The sequence below is a fragment of the Endozoicomonas sp. SCSIO W0465 genome (genome assembly GCF_023716865.1).
Taxonomy (GTDB): Bacteria; Pseudomonadota; Gammaproteobacteria; order Pseudomonadales; family Endozoicomonadaceae; genus Endozoicomonas.
Map to the genome: position 1 here is coordinate 3,587,223 of NZ_CP092417.1, position 15,827 is coordinate 3,603,049.

The 15,827-nt window shown below is 39.3% G+C and carries 18 protein-coding genes; 9 read left to right on the plus strand and 9 right to left on the minus strand.

Annotated elements, in window-relative coordinates; translation table 11 throughout:
* The first annotated feature begins 478 nt into the window (after positions 1 to 478).
* The gene (locus tag MJO57_RS16095; RefSeq protein WP_252026829.1) at positions 479 to 1,429 is read left to right on the plus strand and encodes a hypothetical protein; all 951 of its coding nucleotides are present in this window, start codon (positions 479 to 481) and stop codon (positions 1,427 to 1,429) included.
* Positions 1,430 to 1,568: 139 nt separating this feature from the next.
* Here MJO57_RS16095 and MJO57_RS16100 read toward each other — a convergent pair whose 3' ends face one another.
* Positions 1,569 to 2,072 (minus strand): hypothetical protein, encoded by a 504-nt coding sequence (locus tag MJO57_RS16100; RefSeq protein ID WP_252026831.1) that lies wholly within the window; start codon positions 2,070 to 2,072, stop codon positions 1,569 to 1,571.
* Between the two features lie 70 nt (positions 2,073 to 2,142).
* Positions 2,143 to 2,466, minus strand: coding sequence for a hypothetical protein (locus tag MJO57_RS16105; RefSeq protein WP_252026833.1), 324 nt, complete (start codon positions 2,464 to 2,466; stop codon positions 2,143 to 2,145).
* A gap of 346 nt (positions 2,467 to 2,812) precedes the next feature.
* On the opposite strand from MJO57_RS16105, the gene MJO57_RS16110 reads away from it, so the two are divergent.
* The 5 genes from MJO57_RS16110 (at position 2,813) to MJO57_RS16130 (ending at position 5,865) form a co-directional block, all read left to right on the plus strand.
* A complete protein-coding gene (locus MJO57_RS16110) occupies positions 2,813 to 3,367 on the plus strand; it encodes an antirestriction protein ArdA (protein WP_252026835.1) in 555 nt (184 codons plus the stop codon).
* Between the two features lie 12 nt (positions 3,368 to 3,379).
* Positions 3,380 to 3,793 carry a hypothetical protein gene (locus tag MJO57_RS16115; RefSeq protein ID WP_252026837.1) on the plus strand — a complete coding sequence of 138 codons (414 nt, stop codon included), beginning with the start codon at positions 3,380 to 3,382 and terminating at the stop codon, positions 3,791 to 3,793.
* Positions 3,794 to 4,155: 362 nt separating this feature from the next.
* Positions 4,156 to 4,503 (plus strand): hypothetical protein, encoded by a 348-nt coding sequence (locus MJO57_RS16120; protein ID WP_252026839.1) that lies wholly within the window; start codon positions 4,156 to 4,158, stop codon positions 4,501 to 4,503.
* A gap of 51 nt (positions 4,504 to 4,554) precedes the next feature.
* On the plus strand, positions 4,555 to 5,070 hold the full coding sequence (locus MJO57_RS16125; RefSeq protein ID WP_252026841.1) for a hypothetical protein: 516 nt from the start codon (positions 4,555 to 4,557) through the stop codon (positions 5,068 to 5,070).
* Positions 5,071 to 5,202: 132 nt separating this feature from the next.
* The gene (locus tag MJO57_RS16130) at positions 5,203 to 5,865 is read left to right on the plus strand and encodes a hypothetical protein (protein ID WP_252026843.1); all 663 of its coding nucleotides are present in this window, start codon (positions 5,203 to 5,205) and stop codon (positions 5,863 to 5,865) included.
* 30 nt (positions 5,866 to 5,895) lie between these two features.
* Here MJO57_RS16130 and MJO57_RS16135 read toward each other — a convergent pair whose 3' ends face one another.
* Genes MJO57_RS16135 through MJO57_RS16145 form a run of 3 tightly spaced genes read right to left on the minus strand, consistent with a single transcriptional unit; the run spans position 5,896 to position 7,864 of the window.
* Entirely contained in the window at positions 5,896 to 6,918 is a 1,023-nt protein-coding gene (locus tag MJO57_RS16135) for a hypothetical protein (RefSeq protein ID WP_252026845.1), read from the minus strand.
* A 2-nt stretch (positions 6,919 to 6,920) separates the two neighbouring features.
* Positions 6,921 to 7,517 carry a hypothetical protein gene (locus MJO57_RS16140; RefSeq protein ID WP_252026847.1) on the minus strand — a complete coding sequence of 199 codons (597 nt, stop codon included), beginning with the start codon at positions 7,515 to 7,517 and terminating at the stop codon, positions 6,921 to 6,923.
* Positions 7,517 to 7,864, minus strand: coding sequence for a hypothetical protein (locus tag MJO57_RS16145; RefSeq protein ID WP_252026848.1), 348 nt, complete (start codon positions 7,862 to 7,864; stop codon positions 7,517 to 7,519). Before MJO57_RS16145 ends, MJO57_RS16140 begins: the two co-directional genes overlap by 1 nt.
* 98 nt (positions 7,865 to 7,962) lie before the next feature.
* Between MJO57_RS16145 and MJO57_RS16150 the strand changes: the two genes are divergently transcribed.
* The 3 genes from MJO57_RS16150 to MJO57_RS16160 all read left to right on the plus strand — a co-directional run bounded on the left by MJO57_RS16150 (position 7,963) and on the right by MJO57_RS16160 (position 10,856).
* Positions 7,963 to 9,216: a hypothetical protein gene (locus MJO57_RS16150; RefSeq protein WP_252026850.1), complete on the plus strand. Its 1,254-nt coding sequence runs from the start codon at positions 7,963 to 7,965 to the stop codon at positions 9,214 to 9,216.
* Between the two features lie 3 nt (positions 9,217 to 9,219).
* Positions 9,220 to 9,828, plus strand: a complete 609-nt coding sequence (locus MJO57_RS16155) for a hypothetical protein (protein WP_252026851.1) — start codon at positions 9,220 to 9,222, stop codon at positions 9,826 to 9,828.
* A gap of 482 nt (positions 9,829 to 10,310) precedes the next feature.
* On the plus strand, positions 10,311 to 10,856 hold the full coding sequence (locus MJO57_RS16160) for a hypothetical protein (protein ID WP_252026853.1): 546 nt from the start codon (positions 10,311 to 10,313) through the stop codon (positions 10,854 to 10,856).
* Positions 10,857 to 10,910: 54 nt separating this feature from the next.
* Here the strand turns inward: MJO57_RS16160 and MJO57_RS16165 are convergent, their stop codons facing one another.
* From MJO57_RS16165 to MJO57_RS16180, 4 genes are all read right to left on the minus strand, one after another.
* Positions 10,911 to 11,504 carry a hypothetical protein gene (locus MJO57_RS16165; RefSeq protein WP_252026854.1) on the minus strand — a complete coding sequence of 198 codons (594 nt, stop codon included), beginning with the start codon at positions 11,502 to 11,504 and terminating at the stop codon, positions 10,911 to 10,913.
* A gap of 322 nt (positions 11,505 to 11,826) precedes the next feature.
* Positions 11,827 to 12,294: a Sir2 family NAD-dependent protein deacetylase gene (locus MJO57_RS16170; RefSeq protein WP_371924853.1), complete on the minus strand. Its 468-nt coding sequence runs from the start codon at positions 12,292 to 12,294 to the stop codon at positions 11,827 to 11,829.
* A gap of 138 nt (positions 12,295 to 12,432) precedes the next feature.
* Positions 12,433 to 13,950, minus strand: a complete 1,518-nt coding sequence (locus MJO57_RS16175; protein ID WP_252017502.1) for an IS1182 family transposase — start codon at positions 13,948 to 13,950, stop codon at positions 12,433 to 12,435.
* Positions 13,951 to 14,248: 298 nt separating this feature from the next.
* The gene (locus MJO57_RS16180) at positions 14,249 to 15,649 is read right to left on the minus strand and encodes an IS1380 family transposase (RefSeq protein WP_252026856.1); all 1,401 of its coding nucleotides are present in this window, start codon (positions 15,647 to 15,649) and stop codon (positions 14,249 to 14,251) included.
* Positions 15,650 to 15,827: the final 178 nt, after the last annotated feature.

Below are 15,827 nucleotides of genomic sequence, written 5' to 3' on the forward strand. Positions count from 1 at the left end.
GTAGCGTTGCGTCCACTCCTTCTTGTATTACTTCCAGTAATCAATCACTCGCAGCTCACTGCTCCATTGGCCTCTGCCCTCACTTCGTTATGCCCACCACACCTGAGGCCAATACAACAAAGAACTGGAAGCGACAGCGTTAGTATTTGCCCTTCGGACTGCAATCCCTTTGGGATCACATCCCAGCAGAACACACTTCCCATTTCTTATTTGTTTGTTGGATGTACATATCTAGGTAATTGTTCAGGGTCAGGTAGCTTCGCTGAGATGTTAGGTTCCGTAGAATTTTCCGCTTGTGCTGCACGAAACTTTACGATGTAGCTGCCGCAAAAAAATACATACAGAACGCAGTGACAAGATCACTGCTGACACAAAAAATGAAAATAAGCAATTCACGCAATGCACCACTAATTTCCACGTCTTCAATACGACCAGCTAGTTAGATATACTACCCAACAAATCAGAGTCTGGTGTACTAATGGAATACAAATTAACAATTGTTCAAAATGCAATTGATAGTCTTAATGAGTCATTATCGAAATTTGAACAAGGACAAAATGGTGATATAAAAGCACATAAGTTCGCTATCTTACATATGGCGCATTTTGTTGAACTTACGCTCAAGTATTCTGTACAGAAGTACACTCCGCACTTAGTCTATAGCGATGTATATAGAAATCTTAATAAAAGTAAATTTAAAACAGAACATGGTATAGATAACCTTAATATTGTAGAAGCTTATGAAAAACTAGCTTCCAATGGGTATGAATTCAATAAATTGCTTAAGAACAGTCGTCCTCACACAATAACGGTATCTGATGCAGTTGAAATCAACAAATGCCACAAATGCACAAAAACAGGTGTTTTATTTTTAGATTCAGAACTTGAAGACTGTATAGATTCAATAAAAGACTTACGAAATGATATCGAACACTTTGATTTCTCTTTCAACCCAAAAGAAGTGAGGCTTAAACTGGGTTATTTGATAAGGGAAATCACACCATTTATAGACTGTATGGATCTATATGATATGGATTTGGCGTTAAATGAGGATCGTCAAGAAGTATTTGAGACCCTTTCAGATGAGTATGAGCAGAATCTGAAGGAAGCACAAATATTATTGAAAGGTAAGATAGATAAACATAGTGAACTATGTCGAGGGGTGAGTCCTAAAGATCGTATGATCGACTCTCATCTATACGAATTTACAAGCTATGACTGTCCAGAATGCAATCAGAAAGGTATGTTAGTACAAGATGATGAATCTGATAGCGGTTTTAGGTGTGTATTTTGTGAAAATGAGGATTCATTAGAAATAGAGTACAAATGTGACAGGTGTGAATCTTGGACACCTCAGTTTTTTCTATCAACTGTAGGCGAAATGACTGTCTGTGAGAATTGTCACCCTGAGAACTGGATGGGTGATTGAAAATTTTGAGCCATAAACGCAAAAAAGGGGGCTACGCCCCCCCCTATTTGGTGATAATACTTAAATTATTCCTCCGATCCTGGAATATATACTTTAAACTTACAAGGATCAAAATCCTCTGCAAAAACATCAACATGAGTTACTTCCAAACTTTCATCTTCTTCATTAAGAATTGATAAATTTTACTCATAGTTTCATTTTTTGAAATATACTTTACAGCGTCCATAATTGACTGAAGGAAATTTTCGATTTCTTCGTAATCTTTAGGGTCATCTGTACCAAATGTTTGCAACCGATCCAATTCAACAAAATGATAAAGATAAAGTACTTCACAAATGCTTAATTCACATTCTTCCTGTACTGTATCAATGTCATATCCATGCAAAAAAGCAGAAATAGCCAAAGAACTGGTATCCTTATCAACATACCAATATTCAACATCATCATTTTTATAACAAAGTAATGACCCCCTATTCAGATGTGAAATCAAAAAACTAAGCTCGGAATATTTGATGAGATGTTTAAATTGAACATCATCTGGTGACATACCATTTTTTAAGTCTTTATATGCACCTGCAAGTTTTGATACATGCACATCATCTGTATAATCAACATCAGCTGAAATAATAGTAAAACTAGACATATTGAACCCCTATAATATAGAGCCCTAAATTAATAGGGCTATTAGTTTTGAAAATTATAATTATTGAATCTTATTTTTTACGATTTGCAGCGATTTCACGTGTTTTTTGAAATGCACGTTCAATATTGGTATCAAATGTTCCGTCATCAATACGCTCTTGAATTGCAACCCTTGCTTGATCCTCAGTAAATTGATCAGCAGGAACTACATATTTCTTATCACCTTGCTCATTTACTTCCAGAATGAAAACCCCATATTTGACCCAAGCGTACAGATCATTACCCTTTACCTGTACATGTGGCTTTGCAATATTGCGCTTATCCTGAATTGTAAGCTCCTTTTTGTTTACACGAACATTGTTTACAGTTTTAGCGATATCGAAGAAATTACCCATGATGAACTCCCAATATATAGTTTTACTTTTTTAGACTGGTCAGAAAGACCTAGACGCTATGTGCAGTTATGAACGTTTGTTCTCTCTGCATTCGTAATATGGCGGGAGACCTCTAAAATTTGCGCCAGTACCTCAAAAAAAATTATAAAAACTTATATTCCTGCATATATCAGATTATTGAGGAATTTATCTCGTAAAAATAACCACATAAAGAATATACATCTATACGAGGCACTTACCCCTGAACATAAACACAATAGAAATTCTTTATCGTTCAATTATTGAACAATTCTGAGCATGACATTACCTTACATAACTGACATGTGTCGTACAGATAGGGTAAGTCATGCAAGTTAAAAAACTAAACAAACCATGCAACACAAGGGATATGGAGGTTCTATGTGCAGTACCATACAACCAAGAACTCTCCTACTTCTATTTCAGCTCATCTGAAGAGTATGAGGTAAAGCTACAGGCAGCTAAGCAAATTGACCTCATCGAACACTTCTGCGGTGATTTTGAACATGAAGTACAGTACATAGATGGGGATACTGGTTCACAAGAGCTATTTGATAAATGCAGTTCAGTAGAAGAGTATTTTGAGATCATAGATGAAATCCAATACCAAAGCGGCGAGAAACTTGCTGCTTTCCAGTACTTAATAGATTGCCTTCATAAAAATCCTAATGATGCTTTAGCCTACATAGATGATATTCATATCACAACAGACTCCATTGAAGATTATGCACATGATTTAATACAGGAAATGGAACTTCCAGATATTGCTAAACAGTACTTCGACTACCAAAGCTATGGACGTGACTTAGAAATCAATGGTGAGATTTGTACCTTCGAATTCAACGGCACTCAGTACTTAATAACAAACTCCAACGCATATTAAGCGAGCATTACAATGAGAAAAGTAGATATATTCAAGGAACTTGGAACAGATGCAATGCTACTAGAAAACATTCTTTTTAATGCAGCAGGAAAAATCAACCCAGAGTATAATGGTGGTCAGTGGGAATATTACATTGAAAATGAAAATGACGAATCTGGTTTAATTGCAATATACCAAGGTGAAAAAGACAGGATCGTTGTTGCTAATGATACTTGGGGACGTGAATATACAATATCTAATTATCAATTTAGCAGGTGCGCCACAATGTTCGCCCTGTCCCATCTCTGCGGGTTTTACTACGAAAAAGGCAAACAGGCATCAGGCTCAGCATTAGAGCACTATCAAAGACTCAACGAACTATTCCATGACTATTATCACTTCCATAGAGCAAGAGCTACCGAAAGCGAACTAGCAATAATCGACTAGTTTACTTTGTATTCTAAAAGGGGCTTAAGCCTCTTTTTTATTCCCTATACAGTCCCTGGCTCTCAAAATATTTTTTTTACTTCTCCCACATATACAAACCATAACCACCAACATCCCATCAAAAATCCATTCTAAGGTGGGTATAGATGATTGTAGTACCTAATGTGCGATATCTAACAACTCCCGTTAGAAATTATAAATGAGCACTTAAAATCACGATTGCGCTTTTTTATATTCTCGGAGTTACAGATAAAAAATCAGTATCGTATTTTTATAACGAAATAGTTGAGTAAACGAATACATGACATTGTAATAGGCCACATAGAAACACACATTAATCAATAACAGACGGAGATAAGCAGATGGCCATTACTAAAAATGATTTCTTTGCTCAAGCGGTAACTGCAAAAAAGGTATATACCTCAAATGAAACAGTAAGGACTATTGAAGAACTTCGTACAATGATGAGATACGAAACCAAAATAATGCAATATGAAGGTGAAGATAAACTTGTATGTCGTATCCGCTTCGGTGTAACACCAATACAAATTAATGAAGATGGTGACACTATGTTGATTGTACCTGCTGATTATGATCCATCTAAAGCATTAGACTCCATGAAAAAAGAGGTACTCAAAGGGACTTTCGATTCAGCAATACAAGATGTGTACAACAAAATCAAGAATAGTAGAAAGAAAAAAGACGCTTAATTAATTAAGGGGGAAGCCCCCTTTCCATTCTAACTATCATAAGTACATATCATGAATACCTACTCACCTAAATCAAATGGCTTATCAAAGAAACAACACTTTCTTCACGCACTAGGGACACTTTGTACTGGTGGCTTATGGGGAATTGTTTATGCAACTAAGGCTTATAGGAAAGCTCCTACAGCTCATCACAAGAAGCGTGTACTTGTAATTGCTGGTGCACTTGGGATTGCATGTACTGCATCAGCCATCACCAGCACACAACAGCACACAGAACGCAGTGAGAAGGTCACTGCTGACACAAAACGACAAGACAGTTTATGGCAAGCCCAATGGGACTCTATGCCAGAGAAACAGAAGGAGAACTCTAGAACTAAAGCAAAAACAGCATGTACAGGTGAATGGCAGTACATGCAGCAGATGCTTACTGAAAGAGGAAAAGCTAAGACTGAAGCAGATAAAGACGTTTACCGCCAACTATCTATTGAAGCTAGCGATAAATGGAAGGCATGTATTAACAACGAGAACCAAAAGTACTTGCTAATAAATAGTACGTATAATCAATAACGCACAATCCTAATGTGTTCTAGAAAATGCCCAGACAATTAATTGTCTGGGCTTTTTTTTGAGCTCATATGAGCTCATATTAAAAATGTTAAAATATACTAATTGTTTTTTAATTTTAAAAAAAAGGAAAATATGGAATTCAACAACTGGATAAATGAACAGATCACTTTAGGACATTTGCAATTGAATAAAAGCTCTAGTGCGAAGTACAAATACTCGACAATGATCGGCTTTGGTAATAAATGGCGTCAGAAGAAAAGAAATGCAAAAAAAGTAAACATTCCGTTTGATCTAACACAAGATGAATATTTGCAGTTGGCTTTCAATGCAGATATCACAGAGCCAAAGCAGATAGGTAGAGGCTCTAATGCCTATCAACTAGGTCGTATTGGCGATACCGGAGGATATGTCATGGGCAATTGTCGTTTCATTACACAGAAGCAGAACAAGGCAGAGATGGGAGATAGACATATCCTCAAGAGAAAAGGAAAAGATCATCCCACATATGGGAGAAAAGGCAAGGACAGTCATATGTATGGAACATTGCCTTGGGAGCATGGGATGACAAAGAAAAAGCCTCTAAATCTTCTTGCTTGGAAACATCTACCCGAAATATACCAACTATGGAAAGATAACAACGAGCCGGGATATGGCAAATTCAGGAAAATTGCTGTTCAGCACAACTATCCAGATGTTTATTATGAAAATATGATCAAGTACTTCGATGGCTCACATGACCACAAGGGAGGAATTGATTATCTTCTAGAAGAACACGCTAAATGGAAAGCCAGCTGAACAATTGACTGGCTTTCGTTTTAAAAATATTCATTTACGGCCTACATTGGTTACTGAACGAGTCAAAGTGTCAGTATGAGCTGGCAGCCCTGCCTTACTTAACAGACTATCGAGGTCGGTTAAGAAGTAATCATCGGTTAAGAAGTAATCACCTTCGGTTTGTACTGGCTCCATAGCAGACTGCTCCTTGGAGGTTTGTTTTTTTGTACGCACAGACGAAAACTGCTCCTTACCTTTCCTATTCTTATAAAAGTCTAACAAAGTACCATTCTGTATAGCTGCTCGAAGTACACTATCAAGTTTCTCTGTAGGTACAGACTCATAACTCTCATACACTCCATTTTTAAGAGAATCTTGAATTGGTAGCTCTCCGATAACTTCCTTTCTCTTTATGGTGTCTTCAAGCAGTCTACTCTGTTTTTCCAAGACTCTGTTCTTTTGCTTACTTTCATCTAGTTGCTGCTTAACAATAATATGTTCTTTCTTCATATTCAGGGCTTTATGTTTCATTTCATAAAGAACTTTATGCTCATTAAATTGAGTACCCATAAACTCTTTATAGAAAGCATCATAAATTTCCCTACCAAAATTATTCTTTTTTGCTTCTAGGAGATGTTGTAGTAATTCAGACATTTCCTCAGAAACAACATGCTCCATAAGACGGTTAAAGCCTGCTAATTTCTGCTGAATCTCATCCTGTAGTTCCCCTTTACGTAATGCCATATCTGCATCTAGCTCTGCTAACTTACGCTGTAAAACCTCCATATCTTTTTGTCTTTGTTTTTTTAATACTTGTGCAGCACTAGTAATACAGTAGTCCTTTAACTCTTGGAGGTTATCCTGTGCCATTTTTTCTAGACCTACTATGATATCTTCCTTATCCCTTCTGTATCTTTCTGATAGTTCTTCTCTCATAGCATTAGCAGCATCTGAGTATATTTCATCAAGAACATCTAAAAATATCTCTTCAACTTCAGGTGATAAGCTCATTCCAGCTTTGGACTTTAATATATTAAGGCCATTTACTACAGAGTGTTTCTTACTTGAACTCATTCTCATATTCTCCCTTTTGCTTTTAGTTCAAGTGCAATTGCCATGAACTGATCCATAAGCTGATCTTCATCACTATCTAGTGAATCCATAGTACTTCTCATAAGCTCAACTTCTGGTGAATCTACAGTTTCCTTACTTGTGTTCTGCATAATTCGTTCTGCCCTGTTCAGAGTGATTTCATCATCTAAAGTTAACTCTCTCTCTTCTTCAGGTACTTCATCCTCTAAACTTGTTAGGTTGTCTAAGCAAGCTCGGATATCATCCCTACTAGATACACATGAACAGGTACTTTCAGAAGTTATTTTCTTTGCTACACCTGATCCTATTGCAGTACCAGCAGCACGAGCAGCAATTCCAAGCAGTGGGTTTTCTACTAACTCATCTGTGCCTACATCTTCTTTTCGTACTCTTGGAACTTCCATTGTATCCATTAAGTGACGTAGCTCCTGTGCTATTGAAAATTCATTATCATTCGAATCAACGCTTCCGGAGTCCATTCTACTAAGCTGCATATCTAAAACATCAATATCATGTTGTAATTCATCTTGTGTCTGCGGCAGCTTTTGAATTCTAGCTTTTGAATTTAGCTTTCCATTCATTAATCATCCTCCCTTTTATTAATTTCATCTAATTTCTGCCTTGTATGCTTACGGCTTTCCATATTCAATACTGGTTCAAAATGCTCAATTTCTTTTTTAAGTAACTGAGCTTTCCTCTTAACAGTCGAGTTTTCTTTAAAAAGCCCCAACGTCTTAAAACCAACTATACACAAGTCATTTATATCTATATTTGATCCAGTATTTTCTATTATGTACTGTAGATCATCAAAGGCATTCTTTATTTCTTGCTTAACTTCTGGATCAGCCTTGCAATAACCAATATAAACAACATCAAATGTTTCTATGTCCAAGGCGACGTATCTTTCAGTTCTGAACTCACTTTTCATGAAATCTCCTTTTGTAGTTACAAATATTTAGCCCTTTCACTACATCCGTGTAGCAATAAATAGTTAAAAGAAACATGGGGTATCAAATGGAGAGTTAAATGAAGGATTATGTACACGCACGGATATTAGAGGCAGTTCAAAAAGAAAATCATAATGAGCTACTTGAATCGATTAATATTTCAATCGAGTTTCTTACTGAAGCAACTAAGCCATCACTAAGAATAGGCAGTGATGTTCAATGCAATGATGACTCTTGGGAGAAAAGAAGAACTCATGGCAATTGCGCCTTTAAAGGAGGTATGCGCCCTGAATACCATGCTGGTGCTATTAGAGTCTCAGACCCAACAGGATCATATGATATAGAACATGACAGTACAGGGCTTAGACGGCTTACCAGCACAGACTATGAGAACCCATACGCCCAAAGCAACGATAGAGTTGTTCAGCCTACATCGTACATGTTCAAACAGAAAGAAGTACCAGAAGGTACGAAGATCAAGAAAGGATCAAAAGTATACAACTTCGATGGTCGTAAATGGATGGATAATGAGACAGGGAAATCTGTTTTAGATAAAACAACAACAGATATGCTAAATCTTAAAGCTCAGGCTCACTATGGAATAGAGACTCCCACCGCTTCCAGACAGGACTTTGATTATGAAGACTTGAATACAAATAGTACAGTACATAACCCCAATGATATTAAAGATACAGAGAGCAGTGAACGCACATCATCCGATATAGAACGCAGTGAAAAGGTCACTGCTGACAAAGATGATCAGGTAGAAGTACTAGACCCAAAACCAATACGACCAATGCAAGCAAGAAGTACAATGCAGAAGATTGAAAACTTGTTCACTGGCAAGTACAGAGCTTCCAAAAAAGAAGTACAAGAACTTCAAGACTTGATGCGTCAACAATTCAATGTCGACATACAGAGTAAGAAGTTCCAAAACAATACACGACAGTTTGGTACTGCTGGAAGCACCTTAATTGCTATAGCTGAAGAACAGCAAGCAAATGAAAGAAATATTAAAAAGATGAGTACATTAGCTAAAAACATGACTTCTTCAAATGTTAAAGCACTCCAGAAAGCTATCAGAGATGATATTGAGTCAATGAAGAATAATTACAAAGCAGCTTCAAGTGAAGAAAAAGCAATACTTGCAAGAAGAATTAATACAGCTAAAAAAGCAACCGAAACTAGTACTTTTAACAAAATATTTTCAGGTATTGCTAAGGGCTCAATTGCAGCAGGCAGTCTTTTATTATCACTTCTCAAAGCTCTCGACAAATCAAACACTCAGCGAAAACGATACAAGAACTCCAACAGAAAAAGCAAAAGGAGATAAGTTATGCCTAAGAAAACAAATGAGAAATTAATGAAATTAATAGTGGAATGTCATAAAGCAGGTATCTCCAAAAAGTACATCTCTGAAAGTACAGGGATAGCCAGAAGTACTATTGACAGCATCCTTAAAAAATACAGCGATAATATGAAAGTGAAAAATACAGATACACAGTTATTTGAAGCTTACCAGCAAAGAAATGACAAAGCCATTATGTCAATTATTAAGCACAAACTAGCTTTACAAGCAGAGCTAGTCCAATTACATGAATCAATGAAGATTCCTACAACTAAGAATAAACATGATATTGATCATTATGATTTCGGATCATTAGATAAAATGACTAGCACGATTAAGAATACCAATACAAATACTGAGCTATACACAGATATAAAGCTAGACGACTTTGTTATTAAGCAAAAAGAAAAGAAAATGCCCGAGCTCAAAGACAGCGATGTGATGGACAGAGATATTGCTCGTATTGTTGAATTAGCTGGCGGTACGAAAGAAGATAACCCCAATAATACACAGAGCACGTTCGGTTCTGAATACATGCAGAGAGAGAGAAATGAAAAATCCCCCATCAAGAACTTCAACGGAGGATGGAAACAATGAAAATTCTCAACTATTTCGAAACTTCACATGTTTTACCTTCGTACAATTTTTATATTAATGAATACAATGAACATCTCCAGAGTTGGCAAGAACATGGAATCGTCGTATATTTCGTACAAAACACACTAATCCTAATTGAAAAAGCGATTGATGTAAGGTCGTCTGTTTTTAATCAACTATACCATTTGAAGCAGTACAATAAATTCAGTTCATGTATACAGAATGGGAATCCAGAGGATTACCTGACAAAAGATGCAAACAATAAGAATATAGATATTAATACTAACAATGTGGAAGTTCATGTCTATCTAAGTGACCCAGCAAATAGAAGCGACATTAACTGTTTATACGATGAAGCCCTGAAATATTTTACATCTCAGCAACCATAAAACACTGCGAAACAAACATATTCAGTCCAGAAGAGCCAATGGTATATCATCTGATATACACGCCTAGCAGCTCATTAATCGGAGTCATTATAGATGTCAAAATTTAATAAAGGTGTGAGTCTATACACTTCTAAGTACACATATAGGCATTATAAAGAAAGGAATAAGACGAAAGCATTGGACTACATGACACAAAGAGAGTTCATAGATATAAGAATACCTGGACTCAGAAACTACACTTCTATAAAAAGAAAATTGATTAAGCTAAGAATACAAGAGGTCATTCAAAAACTACCATTCAGAAATAGAAAGCTAGTTGATAGATGTGATCTCTTATATCGAAGGCCAGAAGTTACAGATAAACAAATTGCTCAGTTACTGTACATATCGAAAGATGTCATTCCATCAAGAAAATATAAAAAAAATGATCTTGATATTAATTTATTACGCGATGCTTATTTTATGTACCTATATGAACATACAAATTCGATACCTTTTGATGTTGTAAGCAATAACATTTTCTCAGAAAACCAAGTGCATTATATATTTGATCATATCCTTGGATGTATTTCTTTAGAGCAAAACACACCCAAGGAGTTAATGAAACTCATAATCGAATCAGAGGTTAATTTAATTTAATGAGTACCTTCTTTACTAACAAAGATTTGGTATTCGATAAGATAAAAGTGATTACTATTTGGCTATAGCATCAATGTATTTCAGTACCCTTCTTCTAGTGAACCTAGCTTCTGGTGTATCGGCGTACCACACATTCGATTGACCAATACCACCTTTACAGCCTCTTGGAATAAAAAAGGTTCTTTCCTCTGGTGCTATCAGAAAGCAGTTCTCCTTAAGCGCACATATTCGATAACCATTGATATCATTTTCAGCATAAATGTCTGGTGTACACTTGAACTGCTTATAGTGCCTGTACACCTTAGCATCCAGATAAAAACCAATAATGACAGTACCACCTTCTGGATGTTTTGCAGTAAAGACAATATCAACGCCCCTTATATACTCATCCAGTGCTTCTGCCCCTAAGCGGTCTATGTTGATCTGACCATTGTTAGAAGTCTGAACATATCCGAAAGCATTCTTTTTGTTGGTCTCAAGGACAAAGTTACATACTTCATGACCATACCCTTCTTCGTCTACAAAAGACCCACCTCCTTCGATACAGTCATCTTCTGTATTACCTTTATAGTCTTTCATGTAACCAATGTTACAGAACAAAAGCCTCTTCTTTTCCTGCTTAGGTTCAAATTTCAGTAGTGCCTTCATAACCAGCTCCTCTTTGAAGTTCTGAAGAGCTTAGAACTCCTCTAACCCCTTGTAAATAGGGGCTTAGAGGACGTCTCACCCTCTTTAACATTAAACATTGTCGTATAGTTTTTTTAGATTTGCTTATAGATGCATCTACGGATGTTCTAGATACATCTAACTCACCTGTAGATGAAAAGTGCTATACAAATACATCGTCGTATATATCACAAAAAGAAAGGAAATCTTTACAAATAATTTAGATTAATTCGTATTTTATCAGCCTGATTCAGTACCACACCGCTAAGCTTGAGGTTAAAATTATCTTGGGTAATGTCTACAACTACGGTACCTCACCAAACCAGACAATATGAGGGCGGAGGTTACCAGCAATACCGCAGCATTCACATTGAGTATCAACGGTAACATCCTGATCCCAGTAAAAAACCTGCCCTGTCTCCTGACAGTGAACCTGCAACAATTCTCCATGCATGTGAATCAGCTGCTTGCTCCCTGCCCTTTCATGCAGATCGTCCACGTTCTGAGTCACCAGAAGAAAACTCCCAGAGAACTGACGTTCAAACTCTGCCAGTACCTGATGGGCCCGGTTGGGCACAACGGTTTGCAATTGCCGTCTCCGGTCATTGTAAAATCGTTGCACCAGTGCGGGGTTTCGAGCGTAACCTTCAGGTGTTGCAACATCCTCAACAGGATGGTCCTCCCAAAGCCCGTCACTGGCCCGGAACGTTCTGATTCCCGATTCAGCAGAGACTCCCGCACCGGTCAGCACAACAATAGATGAATAGGGCAAACCAACCTCCTAGGAGGCTGTCCGAGAACTAGCTATTGAAAAAACGAAAGCTTCAGCATTTTCTTGGCTGATCAAATATTGACCTAAATTTAGCCTGTTTTGGGGTAAAAATTGCGTTTTTTACCCTTTTGCTTGCCTTTATGCTGCCATTTTAAGCCTTTTTGCTTCTTCAAGACGGATTGATCCCGTTGAAACCGATTTGACAATTTTTTTGAAATTATAAGCACTGCAGACCAGTGAAAATTCTCCAGCCACTTTTTCCTTACCCCGGACACTGAACCCTCTGAATCCTGAGTTCTTGATTTGGCCAAAAGGCGGTTCCGCAATCACCTTGCGACGCTCATAAACCGCTTTGGCCTCTTTGGTTTCCATTTTGCGGTTCATCGCCTGGCGTATGGCTTCGTGGCGGTCTGTGCGAATCACTTTCCCCGGGTCTTTGTTGTCACCACTGCACCTTTTACGTAACGGGCAATCCCGGCAGATATCTTTACTGACGCGGTAGCTTTTGTGTTTTGCTTTGCTAGCCGTGTTATAAATCAGCTTCTCACCGGCAGGGCAGGTAAAGCTGTCGTCTGCTTCATGGTAAATAAAATCCGCTTTGACAAACTTTCTGTCAGAGTCTTCCAGTCCCTCTGTTGCAGGCTTCTCCTGTCGATCCGTAGCCATGTAAGCGTCAATGTTCGCATCATCAAACGCTTGCAGGTTGGGCCCTGAGTAATAGCCATTATCCTCACTCATTTTGCCAATGGACGCGTTATCTGTTGCTTCTGCAATGGCTTCAAGTGCAGGCTTTACTTCCTGCTTGTCATTGGCATGCTGGCTGATGTGCTGGCCAACAATGATACCATTATCGCTGTCGACGCTGATCTGGGCGTTATAACTGTACTGATAGCCACTGCCTTTTTTACCCATGATCCTGGCATCATGATCAGCAAAGCTGATTTGCTTTTTGTCGTCTATCGGCTTATCGGGATTCAGGGCCTGTTCCCGTTCTTCAAGCGCTTTTTTGGCCTCCTGGATTTTCTCTAACCGTTCCTGCTTGAATTGCAAGTCTTCAGGAATGCTGTAGCCAGTCTCCTGCTGATAAGCATCGTCCTCTTCACTGTCACTGGTTTCGGCTTTTTTAATCAGGGCCTCAACTTCAGCCATTAATTCAGCTTCTTTGGCCTTAAGTCGTGCGTAGCTCATGGCCTTATGCTTTGATGAGTCGGCTTTGAATTTGGAACCATCAAGAGCGATGTGGCCCAGCGAGGCCATCTGTAGTTCCCGGGCGAGCAGCACGCTCTGTTTGAAACTGCTTTTAAAAAAGGTGGCCTGGTTTTTACGAAAGTCACTGAGCACCCGGAAATTTGGGCAGTGCTGTTTGGCGATATACATGAAAGCCAAGTCCTGATTGCAGCGCCGTTCAATCTCCCTGGAGCTGAACACACCATGGCTATAGGCATAGATCAGGATCGATATAATCAGTCGTGGGTGGTAGGCATTCTGGCCAAGATGGTGATACTGCTTTTCCACTTCAGAGGTGTCGATATGCTTGAAGATATCTTCAAAAACGAAGCAATCATGATCTGGTGGCAGCAGGTCGAAGATGTTCGATGGGAACATCAGGTGCTGGTCAAAATCAGCAGGGTTATCTTTGAATTTGATTGATGACATCCGTTTCGGCAACAACAAAGTGGGCAGAAAATGCCTGATTATACTTAATCAGGCTATTCTCGGACAGCCTCCTAGCCCGAATGTTTCATAAACGCTGCTACAACTCGAACGGCTGATGTTTTTTTGAACAAACATGGCCTGCCAAATCGTAGCAGCGTATTTTTCTGCATTGATATTGCGTCCCGCCATGGCTTTATGTCAAAAAACATAACGATTTACCTGACACCAGGCGCACCGAACCCTCAACCTCCTTCAGCTGATCCAATAAAACGCCTCCCCAACCGAAAAGCTGTGTCTGTTATCCCGGTCTGAGAACTGGAATGGCAGCAAAAGCTTCCGTCACTCGTTGTAGCAACACTTTCATTGGGTTACTGCTGGGCAGATGTAACTTAACTCGGTCTTTATACTCCACCACCTTAACGGCAATTTTGAACAGCTTGGCGATCACTGTTGAAGGCTGAGCCCTCTGCATCTCTGTATCCTTCAATACAGTGGTTCTCATTTCGTAATGCAGAACGTACGCAGCACAGGCGTAGTACATACGCAATGCATTCGCCCGAAAGCTCATATCCGATGTCCGATCACAGGACAGATCATTTTTCAGGTGTTTGATGTAGTTTTCATCCTGTCCTCTGGGACAATAGAACTGCTCATAAATGCACCGGGCCGAGGCATTCTTGATGGAGGTTACGACAAAGCGAGGGTTATCACCCATCTGGTTCACTTCAGCCTTATATATGACACGTGTATCCAGCCCTTTCCAGCTCTTCGCCTGATACTGTGCCTCGCCATACAGACGCACTCGGTAAGGTATCGGTAACTTATTCAATCGAGCGTAAGCTGTACGTGCCTGGAGGCAGAGGCGAGCTTCCGCCATGCTTTCATCCGACATTGGCCGTAAGGCCGTTGGATGCCCAGCGCCTTTACTCAGCACGTAATCAGCAGCTTTATCCTGCTCAACAACGTGCATCAGCTCAGGTTGGGAAAAGTGACTGTCTCCCCGGATGATCAGATGTGTTTTCGGCCATGACTGCCGGATCAGCGTCAAAAGACGTTTAACAATGGCGGCATTTTCCCGCCCTGAGGGTGTTTTCCCGGGCCGCAGAATGGCTGTGATCAACTTCCCGCTCAAACCTTCAAAAATCATCAGTGGCAAATAGCAGGTATTGCCGTATTTGGTGTTGAACAAGCTGTACTGTTGAGCACCGTGGGTCAGGCTGGCTGTGTGGTCCAGATCAATGACTGCCAGCTTGGGCGGTTTTTTATAGCTGCTGAGAAAATGCTCTGCAAAGGCGTAGGCCAGGTCGTATATATCCCTGCGGGACAAGCCCTTCCCGAGTCGTGAAAATGTGGGGGCTGATGCCAGATGGGTTTCGGCATTCAGAGGACTGCGACCAACAGCCAGCTTGAACATCGGGTCCTTGCGCAAATGGTTGCTGTCATTGGCATCCTGATAACCGCAGGCCATTTGAAGCACTCTTTGCGTCAGAAGATCCTGCATGGAATGGTCAATATAGGATTGATGTCGTTTGTCCTGGATTGCCTTGACGAGCCGGGGAATTAGCTCGCTGCGGATGGCCATTTCACGAAGCAGCAGCGCGCCAAAATCGGAGGACAACTCCCCTCCGTTAAAATCAGCTCTGACAGTTTTACCATTAACAGGGTGAAAACGAAGGGTTTCTTGTGTATGTTTCGTCATAGCAGGTTCCGGATTGCTTCTTCCGAAGCTTTTTTTTAGTCGACCCAATCATATCAGGTGATTGGGCGGAACCTGCTCTTATTTATGAAATATTCGGGCTGGTCATTCATCATGACGCTCACAAGATACCTACAACGTTAAGTAATTTACGCAAACCCTTGTTTTATATAATGCAATT

What these genes read in the sequence shown, in the direction of transcription:
- MJO57_RS16095 (WP_252026829.1), top strand. Translation starts at nt 479, where the DNA reads ATGGAATACAAATTAACAATTGTTCAAAATGCAATTGATAGTCTTAAT.
- MJO57_RS16100 (WP_252026831.1), bottom strand. Translation starts at nt 2,072, where the DNA reads ATGTCTAGTTTTACTATTATTTCAGCTGATGTTGATTATACAGATGAT.
- MJO57_RS16105 (WP_252026833.1), bottom strand. Translation starts at nt 2,466, where the DNA reads ATGGGTAATTTCTTCGATATCGCTAAAACTGTAAACAATGTTCGTGTA.
- MJO57_RS16110 (WP_252026835.1), top strand. Translation starts at nt 2,813, where the DNA reads ATGCAAGTTAAAAAACTAAACAAACCATGCAACACAAGGGATATGGAG.
- MJO57_RS16115 (WP_252026837.1), top strand. Translation starts at nt 3,380, where the DNA reads ATGAGAAAAGTAGATATATTCAAGGAACTTGGAACAGATGCAATGCTA.
- MJO57_RS16120 (WP_252026839.1), top strand. Translation starts at nt 4,156, where the DNA reads ATGGCCATTACTAAAAATGATTTCTTTGCTCAAGCGGTAACTGCAAAA.
- MJO57_RS16125 (WP_252026841.1), top strand. Translation starts at nt 4,555, where the DNA reads ATGAATACCTACTCACCTAAATCAAATGGCTTATCAAAGAAACAACAC.
- MJO57_RS16130 (WP_252026843.1), top strand. Translation starts at nt 5,203, where the DNA reads ATGGAATTCAACAACTGGATAAATGAACAGATCACTTTAGGACATTTG.
- MJO57_RS16135 (WP_252026845.1), bottom strand. Translation starts at nt 6,918, where the DNA reads ATGAGTTCAAGTAAGAAACACTCTGTAGTAAATGGCCTTAATATATTA.
- MJO57_RS16140 (WP_252026847.1), bottom strand. Translation starts at nt 7,517, where the DNA reads ATGAATGGAAAGCTAAATTCAAAAGCTAGAATTCAAAAGCTGCCGCAG.
- MJO57_RS16145 (WP_252026848.1), bottom strand. Translation starts at nt 7,864, where the DNA reads ATGAAAAGTGAGTTCAGAACTGAAAGATACGTCGCCTTGGACATAGAA.
- MJO57_RS16150 (WP_252026850.1), top strand. Translation starts at nt 7,963, where the DNA reads ATGAAGGATTATGTACACGCACGGATATTAGAGGCAGTTCAAAAAGAA.
- MJO57_RS16155 (WP_252026851.1), top strand. Translation starts at nt 9,220, where the DNA reads ATGCCTAAGAAAACAAATGAGAAATTAATGAAATTAATAGTGGAATGT.
- MJO57_RS16160 (WP_252026853.1), top strand. Translation starts at nt 10,311, where the DNA reads ATGTCAAAATTTAATAAAGGTGTGAGTCTATACACTTCTAAGTACACA.
- MJO57_RS16165 (WP_252026854.1), bottom strand. Translation starts at nt 11,504, where the DNA reads ATGAAGGCACTACTGAAATTTGAACCTAAGCAGGAAAAGAAGAGGCTT.
- MJO57_RS16175 (WP_252017502.1), bottom strand. Translation starts at nt 13,950, where the DNA reads ATGTCATCAATCAAATTCAAAGATAACCCTGCTGATTTTGACCAGCAC.
- MJO57_RS16180 (WP_252026856.1), bottom strand. Translation starts at nt 15,649, where the DNA reads ATGACGAAACATACACAAGAAACCCTTCGTTTTCACCCTGTTAATGGT.